Annotated in this window: 14 protein-coding genes and 1 pseudogene; 7 read left to right on the top strand and 8 right to left on the bottom strand. The window is 65.2% G+C overall.

Going from position 1 to position 16,151, the window contains the following annotated elements:
* Positions 1-110 precede the first annotated feature (110 nt).
* Complete coding sequence (locus AC1DYM_RS01115) at positions 111-1,274, top strand: PilT/PilU family type 4a pilus ATPase (RefSeq protein WP_477335126.1); 1,164 nt, start codon at positions 111-113, stop codon at positions 1,272-1,274.
* A 6-nt stretch (positions 1,275-1,280) separates the two neighbouring features.
* On the opposite strand, the gene AC1DYM_RS01110 is transcribed toward AC1DYM_RS01115, so the two are convergent.
* The 6 genes from AC1DYM_RS01110 to AC1DYM_RS01085 all read right to left on the bottom strand — a co-directional run bounded on the left by AC1DYM_RS01110 (position 1,281) and on the right by AC1DYM_RS01085 (position 6,182).
* On the bottom strand, positions 1,281-1,655 hold the full coding sequence (locus AC1DYM_RS01110) for a hypothetical protein (RefSeq protein WP_477335124.1): 375 nt from the start codon (positions 1,653-1,655) through the stop codon (positions 1,281-1,283).
* Positions 1,656-1,843: 188 nt separating this feature from the next.
* A complete protein-coding gene (locus AC1DYM_RS01105; protein WP_477335122.1) occupies positions 1,844-2,209 on the bottom strand; it encodes a BON domain-containing protein in 366 nt (121 codons plus the stop codon).
* Between the two features lie 196 nt (positions 2,210-2,405).
* Positions 2,406-4,154, bottom strand: coding sequence for a hypothetical protein (locus AC1DYM_RS01100; RefSeq protein WP_477335120.1), 1,749 nt, complete (start codon positions 4,152-4,154; stop codon positions 2,406-2,408).
* A 68-nt stretch (positions 4,155-4,222) separates the two neighbouring features.
* On the bottom strand, positions 4,223-5,149 hold the full coding sequence (locus AC1DYM_RS01095; RefSeq protein ID WP_477335118.1) for an aspartate carbamoyltransferase catalytic subunit: 927 nt from the start codon (positions 5,147-5,149) through the stop codon (positions 4,223-4,225).
* 34 nt (positions 5,150-5,183) lie between these two features.
* Entirely contained in the window at positions 5,184-5,603 is a 420-nt protein-coding gene (gene ruvX, locus AC1DYM_RS01090; RefSeq protein ID WP_477335116.1) for a Holliday junction resolvase RuvX, read from the bottom strand.
* Positions 5,604-5,615: 12 nt separating this feature from the next.
* Positions 5,616-6,182, bottom strand: a complete 567-nt coding sequence (locus AC1DYM_RS01085) for a YqgE/AlgH family protein (protein ID WP_477335114.1) — start codon at positions 6,180-6,182, stop codon at positions 5,616-5,618.
* 92 nt (positions 6,183-6,274) lie between these two features.
* On the opposite strand from AC1DYM_RS01085, the gene AC1DYM_RS01080 reads away from it, so the two are divergent.
* On the top strand, positions 6,275-6,598 hold the full coding sequence (locus AC1DYM_RS01080; RefSeq protein ID WP_477335112.1) for a hypothetical protein: 324 nt from the start codon (positions 6,275-6,277) through the stop codon (positions 6,596-6,598).
* A 158-nt stretch (positions 6,599-6,756) separates the two neighbouring features.
* Here the strand turns inward: AC1DYM_RS01080 and AC1DYM_RS01075 are convergent, their stop codons facing one another.
* Both AC1DYM_RS01075 and gshB read right to left on the bottom strand, forming a co-directional pair.
* Positions 6,757-7,617: an energy transducer TonB gene (locus tag AC1DYM_RS01075; protein ID WP_477335110.1), complete on the bottom strand. Its 861-nt coding sequence runs from the start codon at positions 7,615-7,617 to the stop codon at positions 6,757-6,759.
* Positions 7,614-8,555, bottom strand: coding sequence for a glutathione synthase (gshB, locus tag AC1DYM_RS01070; protein WP_477335108.1), 942 nt, complete (start codon positions 8,553-8,555; stop codon positions 7,614-7,616). The genes AC1DYM_RS01075 and gshB overlap by 4 nt, the downstream gene beginning before the upstream one ends.
* 304 nt (positions 8,556-8,859) lie before the next feature.
* Between gshB and pilG the strand changes: the two genes are divergently transcribed.
* The 5 genes and pseudogenes from pilG to AC1DYM_RS01045 form a co-directional block, all read left to right on the top strand.
* Entirely contained in the window at positions 8,860-9,216 is a 357-nt protein-coding gene (pilG, locus tag AC1DYM_RS01065; RefSeq protein WP_051944199.1) for a twitching motility response regulator PilG, read from the top strand.
* A 33-nt stretch (positions 9,217-9,249) separates the two neighbouring features.
* A complete protein-coding gene (locus AC1DYM_RS01060) occupies positions 9,250-9,621 on the top strand; it encodes a response regulator (RefSeq protein ID WP_046968466.1) in 372 nt (123 codons plus the stop codon).
* 7 nt (positions 9,622-9,628) lie between these two features.
* Entirely contained in the window at positions 9,629-10,174 is a 546-nt protein-coding gene (locus AC1DYM_RS01055) for a chemotaxis protein CheW (protein WP_477335106.1), read from the top strand.
* A 218-nt stretch (positions 10,175-10,392) separates the two neighbouring features.
* Positions 10,393-12,375 carry a methyl-accepting chemotaxis protein gene (locus AC1DYM_RS01050; RefSeq protein WP_477335468.1) on the top strand — a complete coding sequence of 661 codons (1,983 nt, stop codon included), beginning with the start codon at positions 10,393-10,395 and terminating at the stop codon, positions 12,373-12,375.
* Positions 12,376-12,379: 4 nt separating this feature from the next.
* Positions 12,380-15,256: pseudogene (locus tag AC1DYM_RS01045) on the top strand (FimL-related protein); the annotation flags it as partial.
* Positions 15,257-16,151: the final 895 nt, after the last annotated feature.

Here is a 16,151-nt window from a genome sequence, read left to right as displayed (position 1 = left end):
CTTCGGGCAGGGCGGTCGCAGACCGTGAAAGCCGTCGCTGCAGGGCCCATCCCGGCGGTATATGATCGCCCCAGGGGCGCCGGCCCGGTCCGGCCATGGGGATACATGCGATGAGCGACTTCGATTTCACCTCTTTCCTGAAACTGATGGTGCATAAGCAGGCGTCCGACCTGTTCATCACCGCCGGCGTCGCGCCGTCCATGAAGGTCCAGGGGCGCATCGTCCCGATCACCCAGAGTCCGCTGTCCGCGCAGCAGTCGCGCGATATGGTCCTGAACGTGATGACTCCCGCGCAGCGCGAGGAGTTCGAAAAGACCCACGAGTGCCAGTTCGCCATCAGTGCGTCCGGCGTGGGCCGTTTCCGTGTGTCGTGTTTCTACCAGCGCAACTGCGTCGGCATGGTGCTGCGCCGGATCGAATCGAAGATCCCTACCCCGGAAGAACTCAACCTGCCGCCGGTGATCAAGCAGCTGGCGATGACCAAGCGCGGCATCATCATCTTCGTCGGCGGTACCGGTACGGGTAAGTCCACGTCGCTGGCCTCGATGATCGGCTACCGCAACCAGAATTCCACCGGTCACATCATCACGATCGAGGACCCGATCGAATACGTGCACAAGCACGAAGGCTGCATCGTCACCCAGCGCGAGCTCGGCATCGATACCGACAGCTGGGAGAACGCACTGAAGAACACGCTGCGCCAGGCGCCCGACGTGATCATGATCGGCGAAGTGCGTACACGAGAAACGATGGAACACGCGATCAACTTCTCCGAAACCGGCCACCTGTGCCTGTGCACGCTCCATGCGAACAACGCCAACCAGGCGCTGGACCGCATCCTGCACTTTTTCCCTGAGGATCGTCGCAGCGCGCTGTTCATGGACCTCTCGCTCAACCTCAAGGGCATCGTCGCCCAGCAGCTCATCCCGACGCCGGACGGTAAGGCCCGTCGTGTCGCGGTCGAGGTACTGCTCGGTACGCCGCTCGCGCAGGACTACATCCGCCAGGGCGAAGTCCACAAGCTCAAGGAGCTGATGCGCGACTCCAACCAGCTCGGCATGCGCACCTTCGACCAGAGCCTGGTGGAGCTGTTCCACGCTGGCGAGATTTCCTACGAGGACGCCCTGCGTCACGCCGATAGCTCGAATGAAGTGCGCCTGCGCATCAAGCTGGCCCAGGGTGGCGATGCGCACACCCTCTCACAGGGTCTCGAAGGTGTCGAAATCGATAAGGCCGACGACAAGCAGACCTTCGGCGGGATGCTCTCGCGCTGAGGCCGCTTATTCGCCGATGACGTCGTAGGCCATCTGGACGAGGTGCCCCGTCATGTGTCGCTGGCCGACGCAGTAGCGCACCGAGCCTTCGACGCCAGCGGGCCGACGAATGGGGAAGGATCCCCAGCGATCGAAGAAGGTCCAGCCGACCTTGGCATAGCCGGCAACGTCGGCACACACGGTGGATGCGGCCGGGCCCGCCTTGACGACCATTTCGGCGTCGGCGATGTGCTCGAAACCTGGTCTTACCCGCGCGCCCTGAGCGGACGTGGACACGCCGCTGCCGTAGCTTCGCGGTAAGTGCTTCGAGACGGGTGAGGTAGCCATGGTGGCCTGGCTCGCCAGCATGGCGATGGCGGTAGCGATGACGCGTTTCTGCATGGTGTCTTCCTTGAGTACGGATGCGCGAGAGCCGCGCTCGCGTATTAGACGTTCCTTTGCACGCAGCGGATGTCGCCACAATGGCGGATGTAGCGTAGGTGTGTTCGCGACAGCGGCGTAAGCGCGAGCTGATCAATAAAAAGGGGCCCCATGGGGGCCCCTCCGATCACGCCGTAGGTGGCGCTGTGTTACTTGGCGGCGGCGGAAACCGTCAGGCCGCTGGCGTCGACGCTCTTCACGCCCTTGACGGCCTTCGCGATCTTCTCGGCGTTGCTCTTTTCCTTCGCCGTCGAGACCGTGCCGGTCAGGGCGACAACGCCCTCGGTGGTGGTGACCGAGATGTCAGTACCCTTCACGGCCTTCTTGGTCGCGAATTCCGACTTCACCTTCGTCGTGATCCAGGCATCGTCGGTCTTGCCGGCGACCGTCTGGTTGTCAGCCTTGGCGGCTGCCGGCGTAGCGTCCTGGGCATTCACCTGGGCGAACGGGACCGTACCGAGACCGGCGACGAGGGCGGCAGCAAACAGGGCCTTGCGGAGGTTGGCATGGTTCATGGTGAACTCCTTTCTACAAATCTGGTTATGGGGCTGGGGAACGGCGCCACGGGGTGGCTGCCTGTCCGGGACCAATGAAAACAGCGCATCCGTGAACGATTCGTGCCCACAAAACTACTTTGTTCAGGTTTGCCGAATGGCAACAAAAAAAGCGCCCCGAAGGGCGCTTTCGTCGACGCATGTAACGAACGCTTACTTATTTGTATTCAACGGCGCCCGAAATCACCAGGCCCTTCTCTTCCATGTGAGCTTCGCCGGATACCTGCACGACGCGGGTGGCCTGCGCCTTCATGGAATCGAACTGAGCCTTGGAGCGCTCTGCCGCCGCCGTGTCTTCAGCCTGGCTATCCGGAGCGCCGTCAGCGCCCGCTGCCGTACTCATCGCGTTGGCGTAGGCCTTGGCCTTGTCCGCCATCACGTCGACCCAGGCGCGGTACATGTCGCCATTGAGATGCATGCGGCTGAGTCGACCGGCATCGCCCGTGCTGGCCATCAGCACTTCGTCGAGCTTGGCGTCTTCGCCCAGGCCCACGCCGATCGCGATGGCCTGGCCATTCATCGCCGCCCAGCCCGGCATGCCGAGCATGCCGACGATGTTCGCCGGCAGGGCAGCCGGCTTGCCGTCGCCGGCCAGCTTGAAGTCGCCGCCGAGCACGGCCTGGCCCATCGCGAGCAGACCCGGGGCATTGCGCGTGGCGAGCACGACGCGACCGGTGACCTGCGGCATCTGCGTCGCGGAGGCAGCCGGTTTGAACGAGTCGATGATGATGCGCACGCCGCGGATATCGCCGAACGGCGGAATCGCTGCCTGCTGCATCGTCGAGCCGAGCTTGGTGAAGCTGTCGTTCATGCTGGCGAACGCGGGGCATTCGAACGGCTTGGCGGCGACGGCTTCGGACTGAGTCGTCATGAACGTGCGGATCTGCTCGACGGGCAGCGCGAGGCTGACGTCGAACGGAGCGCTGGCATCCTGGCCCAGGCCCGGCAATTCCACCTTCAGGCCAGAGAACGCCTTGGTGACGTCGTCGGCGAGGGCGATGTCGACACGCTGGTTCTGGTGGTGAAGGTCGAGCTTGGTGTACCCGAAGCTGATCGTCGGTACGCGTGCGGCAATGCGCGAGGCTTCGGTCTGGCAGCTCGGCGGAAGCGCCGGTGCGGGCTCGCCCGTCTTGGCCGACTGCTGCTTGATGAAGGCGGCGAAGAGCGGATCCTTGCCCGTCGCGATCAGCGGCAGCAGGCGCGTGAGATCCAGCAGGCCAACGGCGTAATCCTTGTAGCCCTTGTCCTTGGCGAGATCAGCGAGGCGACCGTCTTCCTGCAGGCTCTTCTCCGGACGGTCGGCGCCCAGGGCCTGGCGAATCAGCGGCTGCGCGGCATCGGACGGCAGCAGCGAGACCACGGCCTGCTTGCCCACGGTCGCGATGACCAGCTGGATGCCGGTGTCGGAGATGGCGACATGGCGGTACGCCTGGCCACCCGCGTCGGCGGTTTCCAGCTTCTTGCCATAAGCCGTTTCGAGGCGGCCGACGAAGGCTTCCCAGGCCGCCGGATCGGCGAGCGAAACACGGGCCACCGGGCTGAGGCCCAGGCCGTAGATGGCCGAGCCGGTCTTGACGTCGAGGCCGAGGTTCTTCAGCGCCGCTTCGGCGGTCTTGCCATCGAACTCGGCAGCCACGGCCTTCATCAGGTGGGAGCCATCCACATTTCCCTTGGCTTCCATGTCCTGGGCCACCGCCTTCATCTGGGCGACCTGGCCGGGCAACTCGGTGTTGACCTGGTTGAGCATGGCTTCATAGGCATCGTCGTCCAGCTTGTCGAGGCTGGCCGCAACGTACGGTGTGTCGGCCGGCACGAAGGCCAGCGGGGCGTCCTTGTCCTTGTGGCCGCAGGCCGCCAGCAGCACGCTGGCGACGCCGAGCGCGATGAGTCGCTTCGTCGGTCGCATTTCGTATCCCATTGTTTGAGTTGTCCCTTGGTCCGGCCATTATGCCGGAAGCCGGGCCGGGCGCGGGATCAGCGTCCCATGACCTCGGCCAGGACCGCCATCCGCACGAACACGCCGTTGCCCACCTGTTCGAGGATGCGCGACTGGGCGCCATCGGCGACGTCGGTGGCGATCTCGATGCCGCGGTTGATCGGGCCGGGATGCATGACCAGGCAGCCCTTGGCCGCGCGTGAGAGGCGTTGCGTGTCGAGGCCGAACCGGTCGAAATAGGCCGCCTCGTCGGGCAGGTCGGTGGTGGCCATGCGTTCTTTCTGAAGGCGCAGCATGATGACGGCGTGGGCCCCTTCGATCGCCTGGTCGAAGTCCTCATAGAGGCTCACGCCTTCCAGTTCACCTTCCGACGGCAGCAGCGACGCCGGACCGACGAGTCGGACATCCTTTGCGCCCAGTGCGGTGAACGCGTGCACATCGGAACGGGCGACGCGTGAGTGACGCACGTCGCCGCAGATCACGATGCGCAGCTTGCGAAAATCCGGGTGATGGTTGCGGATGGTCAGCGCGTCGAGCAGGCCCTGGGTCGGATGGGCGCGGTTGCCGTCGCCGGCGTTGACCACGGCCACACCGCTCATCGCGTGCTTGACCAGGGAATCGGGCGTGCCCGATTCCTTGTGCCGCACGATGATCGTGTCCAGGTGCATCGCTTCGAGCGTATGCAGGGTGTCGAACAACTCCTCGCCCTTCGCCGTCGACGAGAAGCCGATGTCGAAGTTGATCACGTCGGCGCCGAGCCGGCGCGCGGCCAGCTCGAACGAAGTGCGCGTGCGCGTGGAGGGTTCGAAGAACAGGTTGAGCACTGTACGCCCGCCGAGCAGGTCGAGCTTGCGTGTGCCGTGCGCGGTCGCTTCGCGCATGCTGTTGGCGCGATCGAGCAGGCGCTCGATGGTTTCGCGCGGCAGGTTCTCGAGGGTGGTCAGGTGGCGCAGGCGTTGTGACATGACGTCGACGTCCTCAAGGTGGAATGCATCGGTTTCAGGATTGTGCGAGGTGCGATTCGAGAATGACGGCCGCGGCTTCGGCATCGATGGATTTCACGTCCGATCGTTTGCGCGTACCGGCCGCGCGCGCCGCGGCGAACCGGCGTGCCGCTTCTTGCGAGCTCATGCGTTCGTCGGCGAAGGCGATCGGCAAGCCGTAGCGCTCGGCGAGACGCTCGGCGAAGCGGCGTGCCGTGCGCGTCATGGGTTGTTCCTTGCCGTCGTTATCGAGCGGCAGGCCGACCACGAGTTCGGCGGGCAGCCATTCGCGACGCAGTAGGTCGAGGGCTTGCCAGTCCGGCTCGCCGTTGCGGACGGGAATGGCGGCCAGGGCGCGCGCCGTGCCGGTCAGGCGATTACCGACGGCGACGCCGACGACCTTCGTCCCGACATCGAATCCGAACAGACAGCTCATCGCGCCCCGTGCTCAGGCGTGGCCGGCATAGCCGGCGATCTGCGAAGGGTCGGTCACGCCCAGCTTGCGCGCGGCGGCGGTCCAGCGTTCGTCGAGGGGGGTGTCGAAGATGATGCGTTCGTCGGCGCGAGTCGTCAGCCAGGCGTTGTCCATGACTTCCTGCTCGAGCTGGCCGGCTTCCCAGCCCGCGTAGCCGAGGGTGACGACGGCGCGACGCGGACCTTCGCCCTTGGCCATGGCGACGAGGATGTCGCGCGACGTCGTGACCGACCAGTCTTCGTTGACGCGGTAGCTGGAGTCCCAGTGGCCCGGCTCGCGATGAAGCACGAAGCCGCGCTCCTGTTGCACGGGGCCACCGATGAGGACGGGATAGTCCGCGATTTCCGGATCGTCGCAATCGAGTTTCATCTGCGCGAGCACGTCGCCAAGACGGTATTCGGAGATCTGGTTGATCAGCAGGCCGACCGCTCCGTCTTCGCCGTGCTGGCAAAGGAACGCCACACCACGCGCGAACGGAGGTTCGGCGAGGGAGGGCATGGCGATGAGGAATTGCCCCGCGAATGTATTGGCGATCGTCATGGCCTCATTGTAGCCGCTACGACCATGACTCGTGCGCGAATGTTCAGCGCTTTCAGGGTACCGTATCGGTCCATGCATAAGGAGACAGGTTCATGAGGAAGATCATGTTTGCAAAGGCTTTTGTCACGCTTGCCGGAGGCTTCGTCGCGTCTGCCGCGCTGGCTTCCTCACCGGCTGCCTGGAAGGACTATGACCAGCGGCTGATGAAGGCCTGCATCGCCGCCAGCGGCTTGAAGGATGTGAAACCGGTGGGTGGACCGATCCAGTACGACGATCGGGTGCCGGTCACGGCGCTGGTTCTGGCAGGACGCTATCCCCAGAAGCACATGAACAACCGGCCCGGGCGCGAGCTGTGCGTATGGGATCGCAAAGCGGAGAAAGCTTACGTGAGCGAAGCCGACCAGCTACTGAAATAGGGACATGTAGGAGCCGATTCATCGGCGATCAGGACATGTGGGAGCCGATTCATCGGCGAAAAGCCAACGGAGCGAAGATGCGGGAGCATCGATTGTCTCGAGCCCACCTGGCCCGCTGCCGCGGGATCGCCGATGAATCGGCTCCTACCGAGCGGGACTCAGTAATTTCTTAGGACATTGCCGGGCAGGAATTGCCAGGTGCGCGTGATGTACAGCTCGTCGACGCGGGTCTTGTCCGTGGGCAGGGCGGGGAAGGGGGCGGCCAGACGCACGATGCGCTGGGCGGCTTCGTCGAGAAGCTTGTGCCCCGAACTCTTGATCACGTCCATGCTCTTGATCGTGCCGTCTCGGTTGAGGCCTACCGTAAGCACCAACTCGCCGTAGACGCCCTGGCGTCGTGCTTCGTCCGGGTAATTGAGGTTACCCACTCGCTCGACGCGTCCTACCCAGCCCTTCATGTAGGCGGCGTAGACGTATTCGCGCGTGTTGGACGAGATGAATTTCTTCTTCGGGCGCTTGGCATAGGCCTGGGACTGCTCGCGTACCTCGGCCGACAGCTTCGCCATCTCCAGCTTGCGCTGCACATCCTCGTCGGACACGGGCACGGGGCGCTCCTTCTGCTCGTCCTGCTCCTTGGTCGTGTCGACGGCAAAGCCGGTCTCCCCGGAGGTGGTCAGTAACTGGGCAGGGGTGCGCTCGGTCGGCGCCGGTGCCTGTGCTTCCTTGGGCTGCGCCGTCAGGCCCTGGTTGGGCGTGGGCAGGGGGCCGGACACCGGTTCCGACGGTCGCGCCGCCTTGTCCTGATCCCCGCCCCCTGCATTGCTCGCCTGGGCCAGGAAGTCGGCCTTGTCCGGCTGCTCCTGGTTGGCAACGTCCACGAGCGTGACGTCGAGCGTGGGCACGCTCGGTTTGGGCTTTTCTGCATCGAAGGTGATGCCAAGGATGACGACACCGTGCAGCAGCAGCGAAAACAGCAGGGTCGCGCCGAACAGATCGGCGCCGGTGGTGCGGGTCGTCATCGGGCCTCGATTGCGTCGAACATCAGCCCTGCGATGTTAATGCCGAACTGGGCATCCAGTTCGCGGATGCATGTCGGAGATGTGACGTTGATCTCGGTCAGGTAGTCGCCGATGACGTCCAGGCCGACGAAGCGCAGGCCGCGACGGACCAGTTCCGGAGCGACCTGGGCGGCGATCCACCGGTCGCGGTCGGACAGCGGGATACCTTCGCCGCGGCCGCCAGCAGCGAGGTTGCCGCGAAATTCGTCGCCCTGCGGGATGCGGGCCAGCGCGTAGGGCACCGGCTCGCCGTCGATCAGCAGGATGCGCTTGTCGCCCGCGGTGATTTCCGGGATGTACTTTTGCGCGATCGCGAAGTGGCGGGCACCGTCGAGCAGGGTTTCCAGCATGGAGTTGAGGTTGGAGTCGCCGTGCCTGACCCGGAAGATGCCGCGTCCGCCCATGCCGTCCAGCGGCTTGAGCACGGCTTCACCGTGTTCGGCGACGAACCGGCGCAGCTCGCCGGCGTCCCGGGAGACCAGGGTCGGCGCGATGCACTGGGGGAAATCCAGGGCGAAGAGCTTCTCGTTGCAGTCGCGGAGGCTGCGCGGGTCGTTGACGACCTTGCAGCCGGCGCGCTGGGCGCGCTCCAGGACCATGGTGTCGTAGATGAACTGGGCATCCACCGGCGGATCCTTGCGCGCCAGGACGATGTCGACCTCGGCGAGAGGGCGCCAGGTGGCCTCGCCCAGGGTGAACCAGCCGGTTGGGTCTTCCTTTACGGTGAGCGGGCGCAGGCGGGCCCAGGCCTCGCCGTTGCGCAGCGCCAGGTCGCCCTGCTCCATGTAGAGCAAGGCGTGGCCACGGCGGGAGGCCTCCAGCAACATGGCGAAGGTGGAGTCCTTGGCGATCTTGATGGCGCGGATCGGGTCCATCAGGACGGCGACGGAGAGCGACATGGGCGTGTCCCGGAAGAGCAGGAAAGGTGCCAAGTCTAGTGGGGGAGGGGTCGCAATTTCACAAGGAATTTCCCCTTTAAGAACAATTCATCTTGACGGCGACCCGGCCAACCATTAAACAGCGAACGGGAGGAACGCCGAAGAGCGGGCCACCGGAGCCCAGGTTCCGGACGACGACCCAGCGCACGGATAAGCCGGCATGAAACCAGCTATCCTGCGGTGGGATTTGCGGTTTTTTTGTGCGTGCTACGGGGGCGCAGTGAACGAAAACGGACGTGGTACCGATCTGACCGGCTTGCGGGTCATGGTCATCGACGATTCGAAAACCATCCGACGCACGGCCGAAACCCTGCTGAAGAAGGAAGGCTGCGACGTTCTTACCGCGGTCGATGGGTTCGAGGCGCTGGCAAAGATTTCCGACCAGAAGCCGAACATCATCTTCGTCGACATCATGATGCCGCGCCTGGATGGCTACCAGACCTGCGCGCTGATCAAGAACAACGCCCAGTTCCGCGGAACGCCGGTGATCATGCTGTCCTCCAAGGATGGCCTGTTCGATAAGGCGCGTGGCCGCATCGTGGGCGCGGAGCAATACCTGACCAAGCCTTTCACCCGCGACGAGCTTCTCGGCGCGATCCATCGTTATGCGACGGCGAGCTGATAAACATCCGCTTTTCGACGTCCAGGGGGACGTGTGGCAAACATTCTGATCATTGACGACTCGCCGACCGACGTACGCGTGTTCACCACGCTGCTGGAGAAGGCGGGTTTTTCCGTTTCCAGTGTCGACAATGCCGAGTCGGGCATCGATCGCATCCGTGCGAGCAAGCCCGACCTAGTCATCATGGACGTCATCATGCCCGGCATGAATGGTTTCCAGGCCACCCGAACGCTGAGCCGCGACCCGGCCACGGCGGACGTGCCGGTGGTGATGATCACGACCAAGTCCATGGAGACGGACCGCGTATGGGGCCTGCGCCAGGGTGCGAAGGCCTTCATAACCAAGCCGGTGAACGAGAAGGAACTGCTCTCGACCATCGCCAGCCTGCTGCCGAACAAGCACTGAGGGCACCATGATCGAGAATGCGGCACTTACGCCTTTCGAACTGCTCGCCCACTACGAGCGCGCCTGTCTGGCGCACTCGGCGGGCACGCCCGAACGGGTCGAATCGCTGGGCCTCTGGCGAGGCATCGGTTTCCGCATCGGGCGTCGTGCCTTCGTCAGCGGTATCGAGGAGATCAACGAACTGCTCGCGGTGCCGCCGCTCACCAATGTCCCGGGCACGCAGCCGTGGCTGATGGGTGTCGCCAACGTGCGCGGCAACCTGGTGCCGGCGATCGACCTGGGTCGGTTCCTTTTCGACGAGCGGACGCCGTCTTCCGAGCGTACGCGCCTGCTGCTGGTTCGCCAGCACGGCGGTACGGTGGGCCTGCTGGTCGACGAGGTATTTGGCCAGCGCACCATGGACGAGGCGCAGCGCGGTACCGGTAGCGAGGAACACGACCCGCGCCTGGCGCGGTTCGTCGCGGAAAACGTACAACTGGGCGAGCAATCGTTCGGGCTTTTCAGCATGAGCCGCCTGGCTCGTGCGCCGGATTTCCGGCAGGCGGCGCTGTAAAGCGCCTCCAGGGGGGACGGGACGGCCGGGTGGCCGCCCCGCACCAGGATCGGCGGGGGCGGTAACGTCCTCGCGATGGGAACGGAGGGGCGGCCAGTGCGGCCGCTTCGTCATGCCGACGGCCTCATTCGGGGCGCCGGTGACTAGCTTTGCCAGGTTTGGTCGAGGTGAGTATGAGTACGACAACAGGGGGCGCAGGCCGGGAACGTGGCTACACGATGGTTATCGTGGCACTGCTTCTGGCTATCGGTTTGGCGTCGGTCGACTTCTGGTGGCTGAATATCAAGAACGGTGAGGATCGCGAAGCCATCGCGCTGACGACCCAGGTGCAGGTGCTTTCGCAGCAGACCGCGAAGTACGCACTCGAGGCGTCCGACGGCAACCGCGACTCCTTCCGTGAGCTGGCGGCAACGCGCAACACCATCGACTCGGCGGTGCAGCGACTGGTCAAGGGCGACGACAAGACCGGCATGCCCTCGTACGCCGAGAACGACACGACGCCATCCGGTCGCTCGGTCAGTGCCCTGGCCAACGCCTGGCACCAGCTCGACGCGGACATCGGCAAGATCCTCTCGAACAAGGACCTTGTCCTGAGTTCCGGTGAGCGCGCCGATCTCTTCTCCAAGCAGATGCCCCTGCTGAACTCGCGCACCGACGAAGTGCTGAACATCGTCCAGCAGAAGAACGCCTCTTCGGAGCAGACCTTCACCATCGCCCGCTGGATGCTGATGGCTGACCGTATGATCCGTCGTGTGCAGGAAATCCTGCAGGGTGGTGACGGCGCGCAGTCCGCGGCCGACGGTCTCTCCCGCGACGCGCAGCTTTACGGCGCGGTGCTCAAGGGCCTGATCGACGGCAATGCCGACGGCGGCGTCCGCGCGATGACCGACACCAACGCACGCAAGATCCTCGAAGGCATGCAGACCTCGTGGGGCGATCTGGTCGACCCGGTGGCCCAGCTTGTTGCGGCATCGCCCAACCTGCAGGACGTGAAGCGTGCCGGCAACCAGGCATCGCTCGACTCGCAGACCGTGTTGCTCCGCGCAAACGAATCCGCGGACCAGATCGCCAAGAAGTTCCGCCTCTTCCCGAACGTCGGCTGGGGTCTCGTCGGCGCACTCGCGACGGTGGCCTTCGCCCTGCTGCTCGTCGTCACCCTGGTGCGCGACCAGCGCCAGCGCCTCGAAAGCACGTCCGAACTGAACCAGCGTAACCAGACCGCGATTATGCGGTTGCTGGACGAGATGGGTACGCTCGCCGAAGGCGACCTGACCATCAAGGCCACGGTCACCGAGGACATCACGGGCGCCATCGCGGACGCCATGAACTCCGCGGTCGACGAGATGCGCAACCTCGTGACCACGATTAACGAGACGGCAGTTCGCGTCTCGGCGGCGGCACAGGAAACGCAGGCGACCGCCATGCACCTCGCCGACGCGGCGGAACAGCAGGCGCAGCAGATCACCTCGGCGACCTCGGCCATTAACCAGATCGCAACCTCGATGGATACCGTGTCGAAGGATTCCGCGGAATCGGCCGACGTGGCCCAGCGCTCCGTGCAGATCGCCTCGCGCGGCGCGGAAGTGGTGCGCGAGACGATTCAGGGCATGGACTCGATCCGTGACCAGATCCAGGAAACCTCGAAGCGAATCAAGCGACTGGGTGAGTCGTCGCAGGAAATCGGCTCGATCGTGGAACTGATCAACGACATCGCCGAGCAAACCAACATCCTCGCTTTGAACGCAGCCATCCAGGCGGCATCGGCCGGTGAAGCAGGCCGCGGTTTCGCGGTCGTCGCGGACGAAGTCCAGCGCCTCGCCGAACGTTCCGCCAGCGCGACCAAGCGAATCGAAACGCTGGTGCAGACCATTCAGTCCGATACCAACGAGGCGGTCAGTTCGATGGAACAGACCACCGCCGAGGTGGTCGCCGGTGCGCGACTGGCCGAGGATGCGGGTACCGCACTGGGCGACATCGAGCGCGTCTCGAACGATCTGTCGGCGCTGATTCAGAACATCTCGGCCGCGGCACGCCAGCAGTCCGCTGCGGCGACCGATACCTCGGCAACGATGAACGTCATCCAGGAGATCACGTCGCAGACGTCGTTGGGCGCGAGCCAGACGGCGGAATCGATCGGCAACCTGGCCCAGCTCGCGAACGACCTGCGCCTGTCCGTCGCGAACTTCAAGCTGCCGGGCTGATGCAGTGAGACTTCAAGACCATACCGATTTCACGACGCTGCATTGGGTCAAGGCGGAGCTCGACGACGCCCTGTCCAAGGCACGCCAGGCCCTCGAGTCGTACGTCGAGGATTCTCGCGACGCCTATGTCATGCACACGTGCGCTGCGGACCTGCATCAGGTCCACGGCACGCTGCGTATGGTCGAGCTCTACGGCGCCGCGATGGTTGTCGGCGAAATGGAGCAGCTGGTTGCCGCCCTGATCGACGATCGCGTCGCGCATCGTGATGACGCCTATGCCGCGCTGATGCGCGGCATGATGCAGATGCCCGATTACCTCGAGCGTCTGCAGAGCGGTCATCGTGACGTACCGATCGTCCTGCTGCCCTTGCTCAACGATCTGCGCGCGAGCCGCGGTGAGCAGTCGCTGCACGAATCCGCGCTGTTCACGCCCAATCTCGACACCATGCTGCCGCTCGGCGCGCCCGGTGCGAGCGACCCGTCGGTGGCCGAGGCGCATCGCGCCGAGCTGGCCGAGCTGCGCGTGCGTTTCCAGCAGCAGTTGCTGGCATGGTTCCGCGGGCAGGGCAATGAACGCCAGTTGCTCGGCATGCGCGCCACGCTCGATGGGATCGCCGCGCGCTGCTACACGATCGCTGGCCGCCGCCTGTGGTGGATCGCCGCCGGCGTGCTCGAAGGCCTCGAGCGCGGCGTGTTGCGTGCCCATGAAAAGGACGTCCGTCAGCTGATCGGCCGCGTGGATCGTTCGATCCGCGAACTGGTCGATGGCGGTGAAGAAGTCCTTCTGACCGGCGAATCCGACGATCTCGCCCGCAAGCTCCTTTACTACGTCGCCCAGGCCAAGACCGGCAGCGATCGTATCGAGGAACTCCGCCAGACCTATCGCCTGGACGGCCTGCTGCCGCGCGCCGCTGAGCTCGAGCACGCCCGTGGCTCCATGTCCGGGCACAACCGCGCCCTGCTCGACACCGTGTCGGTGGCGATCAAGGAAGACCTGCTGCGGGTCAAGGAATCGCTCGACCTGTTCCTGCGTCGTCCCGATGGCGATCCCGCACAGCTCGGCCCGCAGGCCGAAGTGCTCGACCGCGTCGGCGACACGTTGGGCATGCTCGCCCTGGGCGTGCCGCGTCGCGTGGTCGGCGAACAGCGCCGGATCCTCGGCGAGATCGCCACGGGCCAGCGCTCGCCCGACGAAGAGGCATTGCTCGACGTCGCGGGTGCGCTGCTGTACGTCGAAGCCTCGCTGGACGATCACATCGAGCGACTGGGCGCGGAAGGCGAGGGTGAACCCCAGGTTTCCGATTCGGGCCCGTCGCCGCTGCCGCGCAGCGAAGCGCGCCACATTCTTTCCACGCTGATGCGTGAAGCCACCGCCAACACCTCCAAGGTGAAGGACGCGATCGTCGCCTTCGTCGAGTCCTCATGGGACCACGCGCAGCTCGACGGCACGCCCGAACTCATGGGCGAGATCGGCGGTGCGATGAACATGCTAGGCGCGCCGCGTCCGGCCGAGCTGGCCGATGGCATTGGCCTGTTCATCCACCGCGAACTGCTCGGTGATCGTCGCGTGCCCAACGGCGCGCAGATGGATCGCCTTGCCGACGCGCTGGCCGCCCTCGAGTATTACCTGGAAGCGGCGCGCGAACATCGCGGTGGCCTCGAGCACATCCTCGACGTGACCCAGCAGAGCCTGGCCGAACTCGGTTACTGGCCGGTGCCGGTCGTGGAAGACGAGGTGTCGCTCGGCGATGCTGCCCTCGAAGCGATCGATACCGCCGCCATCGAACATATCGCCGTGCCGTCGACCAGCGTCGACGCAGGCGAGACCGTGTCCAGCTTCGCCGACACCTTCGACCTTCTCGACGAGCCGCCCACCGAGGCGGAGATCGAACATGCCCAGGCACACGCCAGCGAAGCGGTCACGCACGACGTGGCCGTCGCCGCGACGGGCGAGGAAGACTGGGTCGAGATCGAAGAGGAAGTCGAGCAGGAAGTCGGTGGCACCGGCAATGCCGAGTTCGCCGGATTCCAGATCACGGTCGATGGCATCGACGACGAAATCCGCGAGATCTTCCTCGAGGAAACCGAAGAAGAGATCGGCAACCTGCTCGCTGCGCAGGACGCGTGGCTGAAGGATCCCGAGCGGATCGAGGCGCTCGTTCCGATCCGCCGGTCGTTCCACACGCTCAAGGGTTCCGGCCGCCTGGTCGGCGCGCGCCTGCTGGGCGAGTTCGCCTGGAAGGTCGAGAACATGCTCAACCGTGTGCTCGACCACACGATCACCCCGCACGACGGCGTGCAGGCGCTCATTCGCCACGCCGTGGATGCGCTGCCCCAGCTCAAGTCGGCGCTGGAAGGCGAGTCCACACCGGGTGCACCGATCGCCGCCATCATGGAGACGGCCGATCGCCTGGCGATGGGCGACAGCGCCTTCGTGGAAGACGTCGCGAAGAGCTCGGTCCACACGGTTCGCACGCGGGTCAAGCGTCGCGTACCGCGCGACACGATTGCCGCGGTGCCGACGGCTGCGTTTGCCAGTTACGGCCATGTGCCGTCGGAGCCTGTCGAAGCGGCACCGATGGATCCCCCGTACGTGGCTCCGCCGCTGCCGCCGGTCGACGCGGTACTGCTGGATATCCTGCGCACCGAAGTGGCCCAGTACCTGCACGTGATCCGCGCCAACCTCGCGCTTGCTGGCGACGGCGAGTTGCCGGTGGACGACGGCTTGCTGCGCGCCGTGCATACCCTGCACGGTGCCATCGGCATGGTCGACATCCCGGTGCTCATCCAGGTGCTCGCGCCGCTCGAAGGCCTGATCAAGCGCGTCCGTGCCAGCGGCGTGCCGCTGCGTCCGAAGGGCGTCGATGCCCTCACGGATGCGGCCGACCTGGTCGATCACGTCATGGAGCAGTTCGATGCGCCGGACCCGCGCGTCCCGGACGTCTCCGCGCTCGCCGCGCAGATCATCGCGCTGCGCGACGAACAGCCCGAAGCCACGGTTGCCCACATCCTGTACGAGCCGGACCCGCAGCCGCTGGAAGACGAAGTCGCAGCGGATGCCCCGGTGGTGCACGACGAGGCTTTGATCGCTTTCCAGGATCCGGTGGCTTTCGAAGACATCGAGGCCTTCGACACGCTGGACGTGGTCGAAGAAACGCCGGTCGTGACCGACGAGCGTCTCGACGACATCACGTTCGATGAAGACGAGCTCGAGGCGCTTCTGCGTGACACGTCCCGGTCGGACGAGCAGTCGCTCGTTGTCGACGAGCCGGCTGTCGAGCCGTCGGTTGTCGAAGACGTTCCGGTGGCGTCGACCCCGATCGAGGCCGAGGCGCCCCCGCACGAGAATTTCGAGGCCGAACTCGAGGCCATGCTGTCCGGCGAGCTCGCCGCACGCGAGTTGGCCGACGCCGAGGCGCAGGCTGAGCGCGCACGTCAGCAAGTCGCCAGCGACGCGTCGATCGAGCCGGTCACGCCGGTCGATGCGCACGACGAGCACGCCACGATTCCCGGCGTCGAACTCGAGCCGATCGACACCTCCGACCTGTCCAGCGAGACCGCCGATCTCACCGCCGAACTGCTTGCTTCGTTCGAAGGTTTCCAGATCGACAAGCCCGAAGGCGAGGTCAAGCCGATCCTCAAGTACGACGCGGAAGAAGACGCCGCGTGGCGTTCGCTCATCGGCGGCCTCGACGACGAGGCGGTTGCGCCGGAAGAAACCGACGCCTTGCCTCAGCCGATGTCGCATGACGGCGACGTCCTGCACAGTCACGATG

The organism is Luteibacter sp. P1_D3, assembly GCF_056406135.1.
The sequence above is the reverse complement of the archived record's forward strand: the minus strand, read 5'-3'. Positions and strand labels throughout refer to the sequence as shown.

What these genes read in the sequence shown, in the direction of transcription:
- ruvX (WP_477335116.1), bottom strand. Translation starts at nt 5,603, where the DNA reads ATGAGCTGTCTGTTCGGATTCGATGTCGGGACGAAGGTCGTCGGCGTC.
- AC1DYM_RS01115 (WP_477335126.1), top strand. Translation starts at nt 111, where the DNA reads ATGAGCGACTTCGATTTCACCTCTTTCCTGAAACTGATGGTGCATAAG.
- AC1DYM_RS01055 (WP_477335106.1), top strand. Translation starts at nt 9,629, where the DNA reads ATGATCGAGAATGCGGCACTTACGCCTTTCGAACTGCTCGCCCACTAC.
- AC1DYM_RS01110 (WP_477335124.1), bottom strand. Translation starts at nt 1,655, where the DNA reads ATGCAGAAACGCGTCATCGCTACCGCCATCGCCATGCTGGCGAGCCAG.
- AC1DYM_RS01085 (WP_477335114.1), bottom strand. Translation starts at nt 6,182, where the DNA reads ATGACGATCGCCAATACATTCGCGGGGCAATTCCTCATCGCCATGCCC.
- gshB (WP_477335108.1), bottom strand. Translation starts at nt 8,555, where the DNA reads ATGTCGCTCTCCGTCGCCGTCCTGATGGACCCGATCCGCGCCATCAAG.
- AC1DYM_RS01050 (WP_477335468.1), top strand. Translation starts at nt 10,393, where the DNA reads ATGGTTATCGTGGCACTGCTTCTGGCTATCGGTTTGGCGTCGGTCGAC.
- AC1DYM_RS01105 (WP_477335122.1), bottom strand. Translation starts at nt 2,209, where the DNA reads ATGAACCATGCCAACCTCCGCAAGGCCCTGTTTGCTGCCGCCCTCGTC.
- pilG (WP_051944199.1), top strand. Translation starts at nt 8,860, where the DNA reads ATGGTCATCGACGATTCGAAAACCATCCGACGCACGGCCGAAACCCTG.
- AC1DYM_RS01080 (WP_477335112.1), top strand. Translation starts at nt 6,275, where the DNA reads ATGAGGAAGATCATGTTTGCAAAGGCTTTTGTCACGCTTGCCGGAGGC.
- AC1DYM_RS01095 (WP_477335118.1), bottom strand. Translation starts at nt 5,149, where the DNA reads ATGTCACAACGCCTGCGCCACCTGACCACCCTCGAGAACCTGCCGCGC.
- AC1DYM_RS01100 (WP_477335120.1), bottom strand. Translation starts at nt 4,154, where the DNA reads ATGCGACCGACGAAGCGACTCATCGCGCTCGGCGTCGCCAGCGTGCTG.
- AC1DYM_RS01075 (WP_477335110.1), bottom strand. Translation starts at nt 7,617, where the DNA reads ATGACGACCCGCACCACCGGCGCCGATCTGTTCGGCGCGACCCTGCTG.